The organism is Microbacterium sp. LjRoot45 (assembly GCF_964253325.1).
Lineage (GTDB): Bacteria > Actinomycetota > Actinomycetes > Actinomycetales > Microbacteriaceae > Microbacterium.
Genome location: NZ_CAXUQM020000001.1, coordinates 1642403 through 1659533 on the forward strand (window position 1 = coordinate 1642403; position 17131 = coordinate 1659533).

General features: G+C 68.6%; 19 protein-coding genes. 3 read left to right on the forward strand and 16 right to left on the reverse strand.

Annotated features, from left to right (window positions below; genetic code table 11):
- Nucleotides 1-46 precede the first annotated feature (46 nt).
- The 8 genes from dprA to ACSQ18_RS07815 all read right to left on the reverse strand — a co-directional run bounded on the left by dprA (nucleotide 47) and on the right by ACSQ18_RS07815 (nucleotide 6224).
- Entirely contained in the window at nucleotides 47-1192 is a 1146-nt protein-coding gene (dprA, locus tag ACSQ18_RS07780; RefSeq protein WP_436036595.1) for a DNA-processing protein DprA, read from the reverse strand.
- 44 nt (nucleotides 1193-1236) lie between these two features.
- Entirely contained in the window at nucleotides 1237-2778 is a 1542-nt protein-coding gene (locus ACSQ18_RS07785; RefSeq protein WP_436036597.1) for a YifB family Mg chelatase-like AAA ATPase, read from the reverse strand.
- Complete coding sequence (locus ACSQ18_RS07790) at nucleotides 2775-3137, reverse strand: YraN family protein (protein ID WP_436036598.1); 363 nt, start codon at nucleotides 3135-3137, stop codon at nucleotides 2775-2777. Before ACSQ18_RS07790 ends, ACSQ18_RS07785 begins: the two co-directional genes overlap by 4 nt.
- A gap of 99 nt (nucleotides 3138-3236) precedes the next feature.
- On the reverse strand, nucleotides 3237-3560 hold the full coding sequence (locus ACSQ18_RS07795; protein ID WP_144807996.1) for a DUF2469 family protein: 324 nt from the start codon (nucleotides 3558-3560) through the stop codon (nucleotides 3237-3239).
- Between the two features lie 40 nt (nucleotides 3561-3600).
- A complete protein-coding gene (locus ACSQ18_RS07800; RefSeq protein WP_436036599.1) occupies nucleotides 3601-4260 on the reverse strand; it encodes a ribonuclease HII in 660 nt (219 codons plus the stop codon).
- Nucleotides 4257-5000, reverse strand: a complete 744-nt coding sequence (gene lepB / locus ACSQ18_RS07805) for a signal peptidase I (RefSeq protein WP_436036600.1) — start codon at nucleotides 4998-5000, stop codon at nucleotides 4257-4259. Before lepB ends, ACSQ18_RS07800 begins: the two co-directional genes overlap by 4 nt.
- Nucleotides 5001-5181: 181 nt before the next feature.
- The gene (gene rplS, locus ACSQ18_RS07810; protein ID WP_144807999.1) at nucleotides 5182-5529 is read right to left on the reverse strand and encodes a 50S ribosomal protein L19; all 348 of its coding nucleotides are present in this window, start codon (nucleotides 5527-5529) and stop codon (nucleotides 5182-5184) included.
- Between the two features lie 185 nt (nucleotides 5530-5714).
- Complete coding sequence (locus ACSQ18_RS07815; RefSeq protein ID WP_436036601.1) at nucleotides 5715-6224, reverse strand: MFS transporter permease; 510 nt, start codon at nucleotides 6222-6224, stop codon at nucleotides 5715-5717.
- A 53-nt stretch (nucleotides 6225-6277) separates the two neighbouring features.
- On the opposite strand from ACSQ18_RS07815, the gene map reads away from it, so the two are divergent.
- Complete coding sequence (map, locus tag ACSQ18_RS07820) at nucleotides 6278-7060, forward strand: type I methionyl aminopeptidase (RefSeq protein WP_144808000.1); 783 nt, start codon at nucleotides 6278-6280, stop codon at nucleotides 7058-7060.
- Between the two features lie 18 nt (nucleotides 7061-7078).
- The gene (locus ACSQ18_RS07825; RefSeq protein ID WP_436036602.1) at nucleotides 7079-8179 is read left to right on the forward strand and encodes an alpha/beta hydrolase; all 1101 of its coding nucleotides are present in this window, start codon (nucleotides 7079-7081) and stop codon (nucleotides 8177-8179) included.
- A gap of 25 nt (nucleotides 8180-8204) precedes the next feature.
- Here the strand turns inward: ACSQ18_RS07825 and trmD are convergent, their stop codons facing one another.
- The 4 genes from trmD to rpsP are packed head-to-tail and all read right to left on the reverse strand — an operon-like array spanning nucleotide 8205 to nucleotide 10178.
- On the reverse strand, nucleotides 8205-8897 hold the full coding sequence (trmD, locus tag ACSQ18_RS07830) for a tRNA (guanosine(37)-N1)-methyltransferase TrmD (RefSeq protein WP_436036603.1): 693 nt from the start codon (nucleotides 8895-8897) through the stop codon (nucleotides 8205-8207).
- Nucleotide 8898: 1 nt separating this feature from the next.
- The gene (gene rimM / locus ACSQ18_RS07835; RefSeq protein WP_436036604.1) at nucleotides 8899-9549 is read right to left on the reverse strand and encodes a ribosome maturation factor RimM; all 651 of its coding nucleotides are present in this window, start codon (nucleotides 9547-9549) and stop codon (nucleotides 8899-8901) included.
- Nucleotides 9512-9742 carry an RNA-binding protein gene (locus ACSQ18_RS07840; protein WP_436036605.1) on the reverse strand — a complete coding sequence of 77 codons (231 nt, stop codon included), beginning with the start codon at nucleotides 9740-9742 and terminating at the stop codon, nucleotides 9512-9514. Before ACSQ18_RS07840 ends, rimM begins: the two co-directional genes overlap by 38 nt.
- A gap of 4 nt (nucleotides 9743-9746) precedes the next feature.
- Entirely contained in the window at nucleotides 9747-10178 is a 432-nt protein-coding gene (gene rpsP, locus ACSQ18_RS07845) for a 30S ribosomal protein S16 (RefSeq protein WP_301040168.1), read from the reverse strand.
- Between the two features lie 187 nt (nucleotides 10179-10365).
- Between rpsP and ACSQ18_RS07850 the strand changes: the two genes are divergently transcribed.
- Nucleotides 10366-11529: a glutamate--cysteine ligase gene (locus tag ACSQ18_RS07850; protein ID WP_436036606.1), complete on the forward strand. Its 1164-nt coding sequence runs from the start codon at nucleotides 10366-10368 to the stop codon at nucleotides 11527-11529.
- Here the strand turns inward: ACSQ18_RS07850 and ACSQ18_RS07855 are convergent.
- The 4 genes from ACSQ18_RS07855 to ACSQ18_RS07870 all read right to left on the reverse strand — a co-directional run bounded on the left by ACSQ18_RS07855 (nucleotide 11523) and on the right by ACSQ18_RS07870 (nucleotide 17070).
- Nucleotides 11523-13220, reverse strand: a complete 1698-nt coding sequence (locus tag ACSQ18_RS07855) for a glycosyltransferase (protein WP_436036607.1) — start codon at nucleotides 13218-13220, stop codon at nucleotides 11523-11525. The genes ACSQ18_RS07850 and ACSQ18_RS07855 overlap by 7 nt on opposite strands.
- On the reverse strand, nucleotides 13217-14329 hold the full coding sequence (locus ACSQ18_RS07860) for a hypothetical protein (protein WP_436036608.1): 1113 nt from the start codon (nucleotides 14327-14329) through the stop codon (nucleotides 13217-13219). Before ACSQ18_RS07860 ends, ACSQ18_RS07855 begins: the two co-directional genes overlap by 4 nt.
- A gap of 159 nt (nucleotides 14330-14488) precedes the next feature.
- The gene (gene ffh / locus ACSQ18_RS07865; RefSeq protein ID WP_436036609.1) at nucleotides 14489-16042 is read right to left on the reverse strand and encodes a signal recognition particle protein; all 1554 of its coding nucleotides are present in this window, start codon (nucleotides 16040-16042) and stop codon (nucleotides 14489-14491) included.
- Between the two features lie 74 nt (nucleotides 16043-16116).
- Complete coding sequence (locus tag ACSQ18_RS07870) at nucleotides 16117-17070, reverse strand: TetR family transcriptional regulator (protein ID WP_436036610.1); 954 nt, start codon at nucleotides 17068-17070, stop codon at nucleotides 16117-16119.
- Between the last annotated feature and the right edge of the window lie 61 nt (nucleotides 17071-17131).

Genomic DNA, 17131 nt, shown 5'->3' on the forward strand with positions numbered 1-17131 from the left:
CCCCAGCATGCCGCGCGCTGGGTCGCCCACACGCAGGCGCACCGGCTCAGCGGCGGACCGCGCGCCATCCCTGTGTGCCGCGCTCGGCACGCCCCTCCAGCGCCAGCAGTCCCAGCACCGCGGCGCACTGGTCTGCACTCATCCCGCATCGGCGAACCACCTCGCCGATATCGCGCTCGACGCGACTGCTGAGCGCATCGAGGACGCGGGTCGTATCATCGGTGCGCCCCTCCGACGAGGATGTCTCCTCGTCGCGGTGGCCGACGTCGCCCCACAGCCCCCGAACGTCGCTCGCCGACGTCACGCATTCCGCGGCATATTCGCGCAGGAGCCGATGACACCCGGCAGACGCTGCGCTGGTCACCGGTCCGGGCACGGCGCCGAGCGGCCGCCCGAGCGCAGCGGCGTGTCCTGCCGTGTTGATGGAGCCGCTGCGCCACCCTGCCTCCACGACGACCGTGGCCGCCGAGGATGCGGCGATAAGGCGGTTGCGCGCAAGGAATCGCCACTTCGTCGGAGCCGATCCACATGGCGCCTCGGCCACGACCGCACCGCCTCGCTGCGCGATGCTCTCGAGCAGCTGACGATTGCCGGCGGGATAGGGCCGATCCACACCGCCCGCCAACCACGCCACGGTCGCCCCACCCACCGCGAGAGCCGCCCTGTGGGCCATGCCGTCGATCCCGTATGCGCCTCCTGAGACGATGATGGCCCCGTCAGCGGCCAGTTCAGCCGCGAGCTGCGACACCACGTCCTGCCCGTACGCGGTCGCGGCCCGTGCGCCGACCAACGCGACCGAGACTCGACCAGAGCGGAGGACGCGGGAGTCTCCGCGCAGCCACAGGCAATGGGGAGAGTGAGGACCGAGATCGCGAAGCCCTTCCGGCCAGGAGTCCTGCTCAGGCGTGAGCACCCGGACCTGGGCTCGACGAGCTGCCCCGGAGGCCGCGGCGGCGTCGCCTTGACGAGCCAGCCATCGCTCGAGACTCGCCGCGGCTGTCTGCGAGTCGACATCCGCGTGCGCGCGGACCTGCGGCGCGGCGTCGCTCGATCCCAACACCTCCAGAGCTCGGCGAGGCCCTGTCGACGCGATGAGGGCGCCCGCAACGGCGTCGCCCGGCTCGGTGAGAGCCGACCAGATCATCCGTGCATCGACGTCGGCGCGCTCGTGCGCCGCCGTCTCGTCCCGCACCAGCCCCCGCGTTCTCTCAACGACCGCGCGATCGGAAAGATCGATCACCCCTGCGTCACCCCCTTCTTCAAGAACAATGCGCGCCCGATGTCCTCCACTCCGAGGACGTCGCGATCATCGAGGTCCGCGAGCGTCCAGGCGACCCTGAGCACCCGGTCATAGCCACGCAGGGTGAGCGCGCCCCGCTGAAGTGCCGCATCGAGGGGTCTTCGCACGTCCGGGTGCGGAGCGGCCGGACCGGAGCGCAGCCATGCTCCACTCACCTGGGCGTTCGTGCGCCACGGTGTGCCGGCCAGGCGGCGGGTCGACCGTGCGCGTGCGGTGAGGACGCGATCGCGCGCCGCGGCCGTGCTGACCGTCGCGGCATCCGCGAAGAGCTGCGCGTGAGCGACCCGCCGCAGGGAGAGCTCGATATCCACGCGATCCAGGAGAGGGCCGCTCAACCTTCCGAGGTAGCGACGGATGGCGAGAGACGGACACGTGCAGACGCCGCCGGGCACGCCGTACTGGCCGCACGGGCAGGGATTCGTCGCGAGAACGAGTTGGAAACGTGCGGGAAAGCGAACGCGGAAGCCCGCACGATGGATCTCGATCTCGCCCGACTCCAGCGGTTGACGCAGGGCATCGAGGGCATGGGCCCCGAACTCCCCCGCCTCATCCAGGAAGAGAACCCCGCCGCTCGCGCGCGCGATCGCCCCCGGGCGTACCGTCCTGCTTCCGCCGCCGACGAGAGCGGCGACGCTGGCCGAGTGGTGCGGCGCTTCGAAGGGTGGAGTGCGGTTCAGCACGCGCACGGGTTCGCCCGAAAGCGAGCGCAGCGATGCCACGTGCAGCGCGGCGTCGTCATCGAGGTAGGGCAGGAGTCCGGGCAGCCGCCGCGCCAGCATCGTCTTGCCGGCGCCGGGCGGTCCGCTCATGAGCAGATGATGACCACCCGCGGCGGCTATCACGAGCGCGTCGACCGCCTCCCGCTGGCCCACGACCTCCGACAGGTCGACCACGTCATTGGGCGTGCCGCCGCCTCGCATCCCCTCCCCGGCCAACGGGACCGGCTCCGCCTCGACGTCCGCGACGTCCAGTCCGTGAAAGCGCGCGACATCGCGGAGGCTCACCGCCGCGATGACCTCGACGCCGTCGACCAACCGTGCCTCGTCGGCACACGCCGCGGGCACGACGACGCGGGACATGCCCGCGCGAGCGGCCGCCACGACGGCGGGCAGCACGCCGGGCACGGGCCTGAGCCTCCCATCGAGCCCCAGTTCGCCGAGGTGCACGGTGCGCTCCAGGGACGCCGCCTCCATCGGCAACTCGGTCGCCAGCGCCGCGATCGCCACGGCGACATCCAGCGCTGTGCCGTGCTTGGGCAGACCGGCCGGAGACAGGTTCACCACGACGCGACGCCTGGGCAGCGGCAAGTCGCTGTTGCCGCACGCGTTGTGGACGCGCTGTTGCGCCTCGCCGATCGACTTGTCCGGCAGCCCGATGATCGAGAACCCGGGAGTCTGCGTCGAGAGGTCTGCTTCGACCTCGACCAGGTCGCCCTGCAATCCGGTGAGCACGACACTCCAGGTGCGTCCGACGCTCATCGGAGGTCTTCCAGATGCTCGAGGACGGCGGTGGCCGGACGCTCGCCGGTGATGCCGATCAGATCGATGCGCACGCTCCGGCCGCGCGCAGCGCCGGGGTGCGCCCGCATCCACGCATGTGCGAGACGCCAGAGTCGCTCCCGCTTGCGACGATCCACCGCACTGAACGGATGCCCGAACCTGTCCGTGCGCCGGGTCTTGACCTCGACCATGACGAGATCCCGTCCGTCGTCGGCGACGATGTCTATCTCGCCCTGTGGGCACCGCCAGTTGCGGTCCCAGACGCGGTACCCGCGCTCCTCGAGATAGCGCGCCGCTCGCTCTTCACCTTCACGACCCCGGTCGTCCTTCTTCGCCATGCTCTCGATGGTGGCGAGGGGGCTTGCCTCCGATGAGGCTCGGAGAAGGGTCGGTGGATGGCGCGCGCAGGTGCGGACCTGGGGAGAAGTCTCCGGGGATCAGGAATCGAGTGACAACTCGTCGGGGATCTGGAAGTCACGCCGTTGCAGCTCTTCGACGTTGACGTCTTTGAAGGTCAGCACTCGAACGGACTTCACGAATCGGTCAGCGCGGTAGATGTCCCACACCCACACGTCGGTCATCGAGATCTCGAAATAGAAGTCGTGCTCCGTGTCGCGACGGACCACGTTCACATCGTTCGCGAGATAGAAGCGTCGCTCCGTCTCGATCACGTACTGGAACTGCGAAACGACGTCGCGGTACTCCTTGTACAGCGCCAGCTCCAGCTCGCGGTCGTAATCCTCGAAGACTTCGTCATCCATGGTGCATCAATCCTATGCGCCCCGAGGCGGTAGCCGCCGATCAGAACAACGTGGGGGCGTCCGCGATCGCCCACGAAGCGCGGTGATGCGCGCTCAGACCATGCGAGCGTATTGCCTCACGATGTGCCGCGCTCGCGTATCCCTTGTTCCGCGCCCAGCCATACACGGGCTCCTCGTCGTGGAGACGCGTCATCAGGTCATCGCGAGCGACCTTCGCGATGACGGATGCCGCGGCCGCCGATGCGCAGTCGCGGTCGGCCTTCACGATGGGCTGCACACGCAGCCCGCTCCCCCCGGCCGGAGTGATGTAGTCGTGGTTGCCGTCGAGGATGATCACGGCATCCTCGGGGACGATGCCGCTCGCGCGGAGCTCACCGATCGCCCGAAGCGCGGCGAGCCCGAGCGCCCGGATGATCCCCACGCGATCGATCTCGGCGGCGTCGGCCCACCCGACAGCCGAGGCCATCGTCCAGTCACGCGCGCGCTCGGCGACGGCAGGTCGATGGTGTTCTGCGACGAGCTTGGAGTCCCGCAGGCCCGCAGGTACACGTCGTCGCGCTCCCGTGGCATCCACCACGGCGGCTCCCACCGCGACGGGTCCCGCCAGCGCGCCCCGCCCGACCTCATCGCACGCGATGAGCAACGCGTGCTCCCGCAGGAGCCGCCTTTCGACGGTGAGGCGCGGAGCAACGACGGTCATGGCGTGGGGTCGGGCACGCCCGCGAAGACGTCGTGATGGAAATCGATGAGACCGAATCTATCGAGCGGCCACGTCACGAGGAAGGCGCGACCCACGACGTTGTCGATGGGGACGAACCCGCCGCCGGGCTGATCGGTGTTGTACCGCGAGTCCCTCGAGGCATCGCGGTTGTCCCCGAGCACCCACAGAGACCCGTCGGGCACGGTGACGTCGTACGGGATGACCTCGGGGGCATTCTGGCCCGGCGCGAGGTTCAGGTACGGCCCTTCATCGATCGGGACGTCGTTGACGGTCACCTGGCCGAGCGCGTTGCAGCACACGACGTGGTCTCCGGGCACGCCGATGATGCGCTTGATCAGGTGCTCCTTGCTGTCCGGAGCGGAGATGCCCACGAGCGCGAGCACCCAGTCGACGGCCTCCACGAGCACCGACCGTTCGACCTTCGGCTCGGACGGCAGCCAGCCACCGGGGTCACGGAAGACGACGACGTCGCCGCGGTCATAGCCGCCGAATCGCGGTGTCAGCTCATCCACGAGGATGCGATCGTCGATGCGGAGAGTCTGCTCCATCGAGCCGGAAGGAATGTAGAACGACCGCACCAGGAAGGTCTTCACGAGGAAGGACACCAGCACCGCGATCACGATGATCACGAGAACGTCGCGGACGAGCGGCCAGATGCGCCGGCGCCGCGGACGGAACGGATCGGTCGCGGCCGGGGCGGCGCTGTTCTCGGTGGTCATTCAGATCCTTCTCTCGGCGGTCGCGACGGCGGGGAGCATCCGCCCGGCCACACCCGTCAAGGTTCGCACATCTCCGGTCGGCGCCGCGCACGACCAACCGTTCCGCGGCGATCACAAGCGCGGTATTCGGAGACGACGATGCCCCGGGGCCGAAGGGACCCGGGGCATCGTCGGAGGCGCGTCAGCGGTCGCGCTTCTCCTTGATCTTGGCCTTCTTGCCGCGCAGGTCGCGCAGGTAGTAGAGCTTGGCGCGGCGGACGTCACCGCGGGTGACGACCTCGATGTGGTCGATCGACGGGCTGTGCACCGGGAAGGTGCGCTCAACGCCGACCTGGAAGCTGATCTTGCGGACCGTGAAGGTCTCGCGGACACCGTCGCCCGAGCGGCCGATGACGACGCCCTGGAAGACCTGCACGCGCGAGCGGTTGCCTTCGGTGATGTTCACGTGCACCTTGACGGTGTCACCGGGAGCGAAGGCGGGAATGTCGGAGCGGAGCGAGGCCGCGTCGACGGAGTCGAGGATCTGCATGATCGTCACTTCCTGCGACCGCCACAGGTCGATCGCGAGAGTCTGAATTGGAGGATGTTGCGTGCCCGAGGCGCCTGAGGCGGCGCCGTGCTCCCCTGAGGCAGAGCCTGTTCAGGGCACAAAGAACCATTCTGCCATGGACGAGCGCCCGCTCCAAACCGGGTGCAACCGTCGGAGCCGCCCCGTCAGCGACCGTCTGGGCGCGTCGACTCGGTGATGACGATGACCTCGTGCGGCTCGGGGCGGCGCGCGTCCGTCGTGACCGACGGGTCTGCCGCGGGGCGGACGTAGCGCTGCCCCGTCGCAGAGCGCAGGACGTCCGGGATGCCGCGCGCTTCGCGCCACAGTTGCGTGAGCGAGGTCCACAGCGCCACGACGCCGACCGCAACGGCGCCCAGCAGCACGATCCACCACCATCGACTGTCGAAGACGCCCAACGCGATGACGAGCACGTGCCACGCGCCGACGGCACCGGCATCCGTCCACGAGACCGCACGCTCCGAACGCACGGTACCTCGGGCGCGGATCAGCAGCGTGAGGATGAGCTGCCCGATGAGAACGAGCGGAGCGGACAGCAGCACCCAGAGCAGGGCCCACGGGTTGGCGCCGAACACGATCCACCCGACGAACAGCCACAGCGGGAGAACGAATGCCGCGGGAATCAACCACCGGTAGAACGCCTGTCGTACCCACATGTCCTCGATGGTACGCCGGTCAGTCAGAATGGAAGCTGAGTGAAAGGAAGCCGATGATCGAGCTGCGCACCCCCGCCGAGATCGAGCAGATGCGTCCCGCAGGACGCTTCGTCGCCGAAGTCCTCGCGACCCTGCGCGACGAGACGACGGTCGGAACGAATCTTCTCGCCATCGATCGTCGCGCACACGACATGATCCGCCGGGCGGGGGCCGAGTCCTGCTACATCGACTACCACCCCTCGTTCGGTGCCAGCCCGTTCGGCAAGGTCATCTGCACCTCCGTGAACGACGCCGTCCTGCACGGCCTGCCTCACGATTACGCACTGCGAGACGGCGACCTCGTGACGCTCGACTTCGCCGTGTCCGTCGACGGCTGGGTCGCCGACTCTGCGGTCTCCTTCATCGTGGGCACTCCCCGCGACGAGGACCTCGCCCTCATCGACACGAGCGAGCGCGCGCTGGATGCGGCGATCGACGCCGCTGTCGTCGGAAATCGCATCGGCGACATCTCGGCGGCGATCTCGCAGGTGGCGCGCGCCGACGGATACGCCATCAACACCGACTTCGGCGGTCACGGAGTCGGCCGCACGATGCACGGTGACCCCCACGTCCCCAACGACGGCAAACCCGGCCGCGGCTACCCCCTCCGTGCAGGCCTCGTCCTGGCCCTCGAGCCGTGGTTCCTGCGCACCACGGACGAGCTCGTGACCGACCCGGACGGCTGGACCCTCCGCAGCGTCGACGGGTCGCGGGGCTCGCACTCCGAGCACACTGTCGCGATCACCGACGACGGACCGATCGTGTTGACCGACCGATCGTTCCTCGGCGTCCGCTGACGCGAGAGCTGATCCCGGATGCCGCTCGACCCCTACTTCACGCAACGTCTGCGGCGACACCGTCGCTACCTGCTGCGCCAGGTGCTCGGGCGGCTGCGCGACACGCTGCCGTGGTGGCTGGCGCCGCGTTCGGCGGCCTCTCCCCCGCCGCGACCTTCTGAGATGAGTTCACCGGTCGCCGCCGCGACGGGAAGCACTCCCGAGCCGACGCGTGTCGAGCGCGCAGCCCGGGCGCGAGCACGCCACCGCCGTGCCGCGTGGGCGTGGGATCGAGATGAGCTCGCCTCGGCCGGCGTGCGCGGTCCGGACCTGCCGATCACCGATCACGTCGTGCCCGTCGACGGCTTCCCTGCGGTGACCGTTCGCGTCTATCGGCCGGCTGCCGACGACCGCGTGCGACCGGCAGCGCTGTACTTCTACGGGGGTGCCTTCCGCATCGGCGGCATCGACTACCCCACGACGGATGCCACCTGTCGGCGACGGGCAGCGGAGGCAGATGTCGTCGTCATCTCCGTGTCCTACGCGCTCGCGCCCGAACACCGCTTCCCCACGCAAGTCGAACAGGGCATGGCCGCCCTGGAGTGGGTCGTCGGACACAGCGAGGAACTCGGGGTGGATGCCGACCGACTCGCGGTCACCGGCACGTCGGCGGGCGGTGCCATCGCCGCGGCCGTCACGTTGATGAATCGCGATCGCGGAGGTCGTCCGTTGCGGCTGCAGGTGCTGGAAGTGCCCGTCACCGATCTGACGGGCCGCCACGTCGATCTCATCCCGACGTGGCGCATGGGAGTGCCCGCGCTCCTCGTGTTCCGTGAACTCCGCTCCATCGCGCGCACCTACCTCGCGCGCCGGGAGGATGCGCGGAATCCCTACGCGTCACCCTTGCGGGCCACAGACCACACCGGACTTCCTCCGGCGCTGATCATGACCGCCGAGTACGACACGCTCCGTCGTGACGGTGCCGCATACGGAGCGAGACTGCGCGCGAGCGGTGTGGACGCGACCGTGGTGCGCTACCTCGGCGTCACGCACGACACGCCGATCTACACGGCTGCGCTACCTGCGGCACGCTCGTGGCACGCTCAGGTCGTCGCCGCGCTGCGATCCCTGCACGCGTGACGCCGCCGCAGGCCGCGCGGAACGTTCACTCGGCGAGGAGGTCGGGGCGGCGCTCCCGTGTGCGCGCGACCTGCTGCTCATGGCGCCACTCGGCGACGCGGCCGTGGTGGCCGCTGAGCAAGACCTCCGGAACGTCGTAGCCGCGCCAGGTGGCCGGCTTCGTGTACGACGGATACTCGAGGAGGCCGTCCTCGTGCGACTCCTCGACCAGGCTCTCGGGATTCCCGACGACGCCGGGGACGAGACGGCCCACCGCCTCGATCATGGCCATCGCCGCGACTTCGCCGCCGTTGAGGACGTAGTCGCCGAGGCTCACGAGCCGCACGTCCCCGAGCGTTGCGGCGTACGAGAAGACCCGCTCATCGATGCCTTCGTAACGGCCGCAGCCGAAGACCAGATGCGGCAGATCCGCGAACTCGCGCGCGGTGCGCTGGACGAAGCGCTCTCCCGCCGGTGATGGGAAGACGAAGGTGGGGCGTGCTGCGCCTGCCGCCGCGGCCACGGCATCCAGCGCCTCACCCCAGGGCTCGGGCTTCATGACCATGCCAGCCCCGCCGCCGTAAGGCGTGTCGTCCACACTGCGGTGACGATCATGGGCGAAGTCGCGCAGGTCGTGGACGTGAACGTCCAACAGCCCCGTTGCGCGCGCCTTTCCGAGCAGCGAGACCTCGAGGACGTCGAAGAAGGCGGGGAAGATCGTGACGACGTCGATGCGCACGTCAGTCCTCGGCGTTCTCGTCCTCGGCGGCGGGGGCCGGCTCGGGGTCGTCGTCGCCGACGAGATCTTCGAAGAGTCCTGCGGGAGGCGTGACGATGACGCGCCCGGCCGCGATGTCCACTTCGGGGACGATGGCCGCGACGAACGGCACGAGGATCTCGCGTTCGGCGTCGTCTTCGGGCCGGACGATGAGGAGGTCCTGCGCCGGCAGATGATCCACGCGGACCACACGCCCGACGACGACGTCGTCACGGACGACCTGGAGGCCGACGAGCTGATGGTCGTACCACGCGTCGTCCTCGGTCGGCGCCGCGTCTTCGTCCTGGTCGACCCAGAGGATCGCCCGCACGAGCGACTCCGCGACCGTGCGGTCGTCGACGTCGTCGAGGAAGAGCACCGGGTGCGAGTTCATCCAGCGGAACTCACGAACGGTGACGTTCTTGCCGTGCCAGGGTGAAGACTCCGGAACCTGCAGCGTGAAGACCGCGCCTGGGACGAATCGCCCGTCGGGGTCGTCGGTGTACAGCTCGAGCTTGAGGGCGCCCTTGAGCCCGTGCGCCTTGACGAGGCGGCCGACGCGCAACTGCGTGCGCGCGGCTCCGGATGCCGACACGTCAGTCGTCCGCGACGTCGACGCGGACGCGCGCGCCATCGGCCAGCGCCGTGATGAGCGTGCGCAGCGCCTTGGCGGTGCGTCCGCCGCGCCCGATCACCCGTCCCCGGTCGTCCGGGTGCACGCGCACCTCGAGCACGTCACCGCGAGGCGACGAGGACGAACGGATGGTGACATCGTCCGGGTGATCGACGATCCCCTTGACGATGTGTTCGAGCGCGGCGGCCAGCACAGTCTTACTCGGCCTCGGTGGTCTCTGCGGCGGCGTCGTCGGCCGGCGCGTCATCCGCGGCGGCAGCAGGCTCTTCGGCCTTCTTCTCCACCTTCGGCTTGATGACGGACTTCTTGGAGGTGTCGGCGACGAACTCCGACTTGCCCTCGGCGGTCTTCACCGTCGAGACGGCGTTCTTGTCGCCCTTGAAGCGACCCCAGTCGCCCGTGAGCTTGAGCAGAGCGGCGACCTGCTCGGTCGGCTGGGCGCCGACGGACAGCCAGTACTGCGCGCGCTCGGAGTCGACCTCGATGAACGAGGGCTCCTCGGTCGGGTGGTACTTGCCGATCTCCTCGATCACGCGACCGTCGCGCTTGGTGCGCGAGTCGGCCACGACGATGCGGTAGTACGGCGCACGGATCTTGCCGAGGCGCTTCAGACGGATCTTGACAGCCACAATTCTCCTGAATGGTGTTGGGAAGTGATGATGAACGTCGCCTGGAGAGTGGGGTGCACACCCGGCGGAAGCTCTGCGGGTGGACCGGCGGCCGGATAGAGGGTCGAGCAACAGGTCCAGCGATCTATTTTGCCAGATCATGGCGGATGCTGCGAACCAGCCGGCCTGCGCGTGTCAGACTGTGCGCATGACGGTGCCGTTCGCGACATCCGCCCGCTCGTCGGTGGGTCTGGAGTGGGAGCTCATGCTGGCCGATCCGGAGACGGGCGACCTCGCACCGCGCGCACCGGAACTCCTTCCGGAGTTGGAGGAGCGGACACGCCACGAGCGCTACACCGTCACGGGCGAACTGCTCACCAACACGGTCGAGGTCACGAGCGGGGTGGGCGATACCGTCGCCGCCGCTGTCGACGACATCGCCGATGCCATCGCCCAGGTGCGCACACTCACCGACCCGCGCGGCATCGAGCTGCTCTGTGCCGGGAGCCACCCGTTCGCGCAGTGGTACGACCAGCAGGTCACCGACAAGACCCGCTACCACAACCTGATCGAGCGCACCCAGTGGTGGGGGCGCAACATGATGATCTGGGGCATCCACGTCCATGTGGGCGTCGACGACGTGACCAAGGTCCTGCCGATCATCAATGCTCTGTCGGTGTATCTCCCCCACCTGCAGGCGCTGTCGGCATCCAGTCCGTTCTGGGCGGGCGAGCGCACGGGGTATGCGTCCAACCGTGCCCTCGTGTTCCAACAGCTCCCGACCGCGGGCCTGCCGTGGCCGCTCACGGAGTGGTCGGAGTTCGAGGGTTACCTCGAGGACATGGTGCGCACCGGTGTGATGGCCGACGCGACCGAGGTGCGCTGGGACATCCGACCGGCGCCGCGCTGGGGCACGATCGAGGTACGTGCCTGCGACGGCATGTCGACGCTCCCGGAGCTCGCGGCGGTCGCCGCGCTCGTGCAGGTGCTCGTGGAGCACTTCTCCCGCGAGATCGACGAGGGACGAGAACCGGCGACGATCCCGCCGTGGTTCGTCAGGGAGAACAAGTGGCGCGCCGCGCGGTACGGCCTCGAAGCGCGCGTCATCGTCGATCGCGACGGCACCCAGCGCCCCGTGGTCGACCATCTCAGGGAGACCGTCGCGCAGCTCTCCCCTGTCGCCGAACAGCTCCACTGCGCCCGTGAGCTCGCCGGGATCGAGACGATCCTGACCCAAGGCGCCAGCTACGAGCGTCAGATGCACGTGGCGGAGGCGGCGGATGGGGATCTCCGCGAGGTCGTCCATCACCTCATTCGCGAGTTCCGCGCCGGTCCCACCTTGCGCGATCACCTCGCGAGCCAGAGTCACTGACGGTCCGCGACCTCCACCGGGTCCGCTGCGGGCACGGACGCATCGACGTCGGCTCCGTGCAGCTCGAACGTCGACATGCCATGCTCGGTCTTCTGCCAGTAGTGCGGCTTGGTGATCAACTGCCACAGGGCCTTGTACGACGCGGCGGAGTGCAGGAGCCAGTAGACGGGATTGAGGAGTGCCCAGCCGACGAGCCAGAAGGCGCCTCGCTTGTACGGCCCCATCATGTTGAGGTAGACCATCAGGCCGTTGCCGATCAGGAAGTTCAGCAGGCAGAGCCAGAGCACGAGCGGCGGAAAGGCCTCGGAGACGTCGAGCCACGGAATCGCGAACGAGGCGACCAGCAGTGCCGTGAACGGAATCACGCCGAGGAAGGTGAGCGGGGTCCCCGCGATGAGGAGTGCGAACGAGAAGAATCGCCGCAGCCCGATCTGCCCGACGAGTCGCCCCGGGCGACGAGCGTGCACCAGCGCCGTCTGCATGTAGCCCTTGATCCACCGGCTCCGCTGGCCGATGAAGATCCCCATCCGGCTCGTCGCCTCTTCCATCGTCGTCGAGTCGACGACCCCGACCCGATACCCGAGTGCGCTGGCTCGGATGCCGAGGTCGGCGTCCTCGGTCACGTTGTAGGGATCCCACCCGCCGAGCTCGCGCAGCGCAGCCGTGCGGAAGTGATTGGACGTGCCCCCGAGCGGGATCGGGAGGTCCCTGACGTCGAGGCCCGCGAGCATGTAGTCGAACCAGTAGCTGTACTCGAGCGCGAACATGCGCGTCAGCACGTTCTCCCGCGCGTTGAAGTAGTTGAGGGATGCCTGCATGACCACCGTCGACGCGTCGGCGTGCGAGAAGGCGACGATGGTCTTCTTCAACTGGTCGGGCTCGGGCGCGTCTTCGGCGTCGTAGATGACGAGGAACTCCCCCCGCGCAACCTCCAGACCCACGTTGCAGGCACGCGGCTTCGTCTGCGGGGCACCCTTGGGCACCGTCACCACGATGAAATTCTCCGGCGGTGAGGACACCGCGATGGCATCCCTCGTCTCGTCGTCCTCCTCCTCCACCAGGATGATGACCTCGAGCTTGTGCGCGGGGTAGTCGAGACGCCCGAGGTTCTCGACGAGGCGTCCGACGATCCGCGCCTCCCGGAAGACGGGCACGAGCACGGTGTAGATCGGGAGGTCTTCGTCGCGCAGGGCGGCGATGGCATCCGCGTCGACATGCTGCACGAGGTCGTATCGCGACCCGTGTAGAGCGACCGAGAACTTGAACAGGGTGCTGGAGAGGAAGACGATGCTGGCGACGGCGATGCCGATGACGACCGTCGGCAGCGTCCACAGGATGAGCGACGCGACGAGCACGACGAGGAAGATCGCGAGGCCCACCTGCTGCGCCCGCGAGAGCACGCGCCGCGCGGACAGGCCGGGATCGGCGTGATAGAGGCCGTTGGCGGCCTGATCCGCGAAGTCGTCGCGGAAGTGCTGCACCACCTGGTCGACGATCGCACGCTGGTCGAGGGGGCGCACCACCAGCGGCGCGCCGATTGCCGCGCTGATCTCTGAACGAGCCGCACGACCCAGATCGCGCGACGCCCCGATCACCACGGCGTCACCGTCCCGACCCAGCGGCACCCAGCCTTCCTGCACGTAGCGGGTGCGCAGCTCCGCGGAGAGCAGCGAGGTGTCCGCGTCCGTCATGAGAGTCCTCCGAGGGCACTGATCCAGTCGGCGAGTGTCCGCCACTGCAGCGGGGTGAGCCACCCGATGATCCACAGCACCACCGACACGGCGCACGTGAGGAGGGTGTGGGCCAGGGTCGTCATCGTCGGCACGATCGCGATCGCCAGGAGCAGCATCAGCGTGTAGTTGATGCCGGCGGTGCCCGGCGGGGTGAGACCGAGCACGAAGGCCAGCAGTGTGCTCGCGGTCAGAAGCACGGCGATGAGTGCCGTGCCCGGGAAGCGGAGCGCGAAACTCGTCACCACGAGGAGGAGCATCGGTGCGAAGTACACGATGCCCGCCGGCGACGCGAAGAAGGTCAGCAGCGCATCGAAGCGCTCGGGATGCCAGCTGAGATCACCGCGGAACATTGCGAGCGGTCCGGCGCCGAACGCGACTCCCAGGAGCGCGAGCGAGAGGAACAGCGTGATCGTGGGGAATGCGACGACGTACGCGTTGGCCAGCCGTGCACCCGGGCGCGACTGGATGATGAGCGTTCCGGCGATCGCGGCGACCAGCGCAGTGAAGGTGACGGTGGAATCGGAGAACGCCGCGCAGGCGAACAGGATGCCGGCGCGGAAGCCCGCCTGCGTGTTCGCCCATGTCACGAACCGCACGAGATCGACCATCCCGAGCCCGAAGAACATCAGGCCGACCACGGCTTCGAAGTTCGTGGTCGCGATGTAGGCGAAGACGGGCGTCGCTCCCAGCGTGAAGATGAACACGAGGCGCACGAACAGAGGGAAGTCGCGTCGCTGCATCGACTGGACGATCAACTGGAGCATCAGCCCGGCGACGAGGCATCCGGCGATCGAAAGTCCGAAGGCGCCCCCGGGGATCACCATGGCGACGAGACTCGTGAGCGGCGGATAGAGGGCGCCGATGACCCCGACATCTCCGCCGACAGCTCCCCCGGCGCGCAGGATCGCGATGCGGTCGGCCAGCGCACAGTTCGGCGTGCCGTCCCAGCCACCCTGCGTGGCCAGGTGGAACCAGATGGCCACGGCCGCATACGCCGCCGCGATCAGGAGACGCACGCCCCAGCGCAACCAGACGTTGCGAGGGTACTTCGCGAGACGCCCGCTCACGCTTTCACGGAACAGAGGCGTATCGCGCTCGAAGACCGTGCTCGTCGAGACTCTGCTGGTCACACTCCCGTCGCAATCTCCCCCGGTAACCCCAGACGTCCCGTTCGGCTCAGCCTAGCGGGATGAGAGTGACAGGAAAGTCACGTCTCGGCGCGTGTCTCAGCCCTTGCCGAAGAGCTTCTGGATCTCGGCGAGATCAGCCTCGGACGGCTGCGGCGTCGCGCCGAGTCCGAACCCCGAACCCGATGCCGCACCGGGGGCGACGGAAGCGAGCCCGGCGTTCTCCGCCGCACGCTTGGCCGGGTTGCCCGAACGTGACCCGCCGCCCTTCTTCTGCTTGTTTCCGCGCTTCGCCGACGCGCCCGGCTTGCCGCCCATCGGCCCCATGCCGGGGATCTGGGGAACCCCGCCGCGCGCCACCGTCTTCATCATCTTCGCGGCCTGATCGAAACGCTGGACGAGCTGATTGACGTCGGTCACCGTCATGCCAGAGCCGCGCGCGATCCGCAGGCGGCGAGACCCATTGAGGACCTTGGGATTGCGTCGCTCCCCCGGAGTCATCGAGCGGATGATCGCCTCGGTCCGGTCGATCTCGCGGTCGTCGAAGTTCTCGAGCTGCTGCTTCATGTTCCCGGCGCCCGGCAGCATGCCGAGGACCTTCTTCATGGAGCCCATCTTCTTGAGCTGCTGCATCTGCTCGAGGAAGTCCTCAAGGGTGAACTGCTCGGTCGCGAGCTTCTCCGCGACCTTCCGAGCCTCCTCCTCGTCGAACGCAGCCTGCGCCTGCTCGATCAGCGTGAGGATGTCGCCGAGGTCGAGGATCCGGCTCGCCATCCGGTCGGGATGGAACGCCTCGAGGTCCTCCAGGCCCTCGCCGGTGGAGGCGAAGATGATCGGTCGGCCGGTGACCGAGGCGACCGAGAGGGCCGCGCCACCGCGAGCGTCGCCGTCGAGCTTGGACAGCACGACGCCGGTGAAGTCGACGCCGTCCTGGAAGGCCTTGGCGGTGTTGACGGCATCCTGGCCGATCATCGCGTCGATGACGAACAGGACCTCATCGGGATCGACCGCCGTGCGGATGTCTGCAGCCTGCTTCATGAGTTCCGCGTCCACGCCCAGTCGACCGGCGGTGTCGATGATGACGACGTCGTGCTGGTGCCGCCGTGCATGCTCGACGCCGTCACGTGCGACGCGCACGGGATCGCCGACGCCGTTGCCGGGCTCGGGAGCGAAGATGGTCGCTCCGGCACGCTCGGCCACCACCCGAAGCTGCGTGACGGCGTTCGGCCGCTGCAGATCGGCAGCGACGAGCAACGGCGTATGGTTCTCCTTCTCGAGCTGGCGCGCGAGCTTGCCGGCGAAGGTGGTCTTTCCCGAACCCTGAAGGCCCGCCAGCATGATGACGGTCGGAGGGTTCTTGGCGAACTGCAAGCGGCGCTGCTGTCCACCCAGAATGGCTACCAGTTCCTCGTTGACGATCTGCACGACCTGCTGAGCAGGGTTGAGCGCACGGTTCACCTCGTCGCCGAGGGCCCGTTCGCGCACCTTCGCCGTGAAGTCCTTGACCACGACCAGCGCGACATCGGCGTCGAGCAATGCGCGCCGGATTTCGCGCACGGTCCCGTCGACATCGGCGGGGGTCAGCTTTCCCTTGGTCCGGAGATTGCGGAAAGTCTCTGTCAGCCGGTCGGAGAGTGTGCCGAAAGTCGCCATGATGCCCCGATTCTACGGGAGTGCGCGCGCTGTCCCGCCGCCCCGCTCCAGACGCGGCTCCGCCGGGGGCGAGGTCAGGACGGCCGGTCGAGCTCCTGGAACACCGTCAGCTGCAATCCCGCCGCCCCCCGCACCCGCGCATTGCGGGAGCGCCACGGCGTCACGCGCGGTGCGGCCTCCAGCAGCGCACCCGCCTCGAGCAGGGATGCCGTGACCGACACCGTGTCGTCTACTTCGACCGCGAGGCGTATCGACTCGCTCGGGGCGTCGCCATCGGTCTCCACTCGGTCGATGAGGTCGATCTGCGCAGCGTTGGACAGCTCCAGCGTGGCGCGACCCGCGTCGAGGATCACGACCCGCGCGCCACCGTCACCCTGGTAGGACTCCTGTTCGGCCATCCCCAGCACGTCTCGGTAGAACGTGACGGCACCGTCGAAGTGGTCCGCCCGCGCGACGACGCGCAGCTGACGCACCGGACGGGGCAGGGTCGGTCCAGCGGCATCGAGGGCGGCATCCAGCACAGCACGCAACGAGGTCGCGCCCGGCCCGCGCCGCGCCCATTCCTCGATGGCAGCGACGACCGCGCCGCCGTGCGCCGCCCCGCAGACCTGCGCCTGGATCACGGAAGCCCCTTCGGCCGTGAGACGCCTGGCCACCGCTGCCGCCACACGCGCGCGGCGGAGCGCCGACTCGCGCTCCAGTTCCGCCGCGATGCCCATGGCGCCCGCATTGACGAGGGCGAGGGCGAGAGCATCGGGCGCGAAGTCCTCCGCGATGAGCGCCAACGCGGCTCGGATCTCGGCGCGGGCCTCCAGGGCGCCTTCTACGACGACGAGACGTTCGTCCAGCCCCGCCCACAGGACGTCGGCCTTGGACGCGAAGTAGTTGAAGAAGCTGGAGCGACTGACGCCCGCGCGCGCGGCGATGTCTCCGACGGTGGTGCTGTCGTAGCCGCGCTCGAGGAACAGTTCGCACGCGGCTTCCGACAGCGTTTCTCGCGAGGACGACTTCGGACGACCGGTGCTCATCCGGATAGCCTATCCTCGCTATTATTGGACGCCGTCTAACTAATGAATGCCAGACCCGGGA

Bases quoted from the DNA above. Each gene is read 5' to 3' on its own strand.
- lepB (WP_436036600.1), bottom strand. From the start codon at position 5,000: ATGACCACCGAGAACAGCGCCGCCCCGGCCGCGACCGATCCGTTCCGT.
- ffh (WP_436036609.1), bottom strand. From the start codon at position 16,042: ATGGCGACTTTCGGCACACTCTCCGACCGGCTGACAGAGACTTTCCGC.
- ACSQ18_RS07855 (WP_436036607.1), bottom strand. From the start codon at position 13,220: ATGACGGACGCGGACACCTCGCTGCTCTCCGCGGAGCTGCGCACCCGC.
- ACSQ18_RS07815 (WP_436036601.1), bottom strand. From the start codon at position 6,224: ATGTGGGTACGACAGGCGTTCTACCGGTGGTTGATTCCCGCGGCATTC.
- rplS (WP_144807999.1), bottom strand. From the start codon at position 5,529: ATGCAGATCCTCGACTCCGTCGACGCGGCCTCGCTCCGCTCCGACATT.
- ACSQ18_RS07825 (WP_436036602.1), top strand. From the start codon at position 7,079: ATGCCGCTCGACCCCTACTTCACGCAACGTCTGCGGCGACACCGTCGC.
- ACSQ18_RS07870 (WP_436036610.1), bottom strand. From the start codon at position 17,070: ATGAGCACCGGTCGTCCGAAGTCGTCCTCGCGAGAAACGCTGTCGGAA.
- map (WP_144808000.1), top strand. From the start codon at position 6,278: ATGATCGAGCTGCGCACCCCCGCCGAGATCGAGCAGATGCGTCCCGCA.
- ACSQ18_RS07785 (WP_436036597.1), bottom strand. From the start codon at position 2,778: ATGAGCGTCGGACGCACCTGGAGTGTCGTGCTCACCGGATTGCAGGGC.
- ACSQ18_RS07850 (WP_436036606.1), top strand. From the start codon at position 10,366: ATGACGGTGCCGTTCGCGACATCCGCCCGCTCGTCGGTGGGTCTGGAG.
- ACSQ18_RS07800 (WP_436036599.1), bottom strand. From the start codon at position 4,260: ATGACCGTCGTTGCTCCGCGCCTCACCGTCGAAAGGCGGCTCCTGCGG.
- ACSQ18_RS07790 (WP_436036598.1), bottom strand. From the start codon at position 3,137: ATGGCGAAGAAGGACGACCGGGGTCGTGAAGGTGAAGAGCGAGCGGCG.
- rimM (WP_436036604.1), bottom strand. From the start codon at position 9,549: ATGGCGCGCGCGTCCGCGTCGACGTCGCGGACGACTGACGTGTCGGCA.
- ACSQ18_RS07795 (WP_144807996.1), bottom strand. From the start codon at position 3,560: ATGGATGACGAAGTCTTCGAGGATTACGACCGCGAGCTGGAGCTGGCG.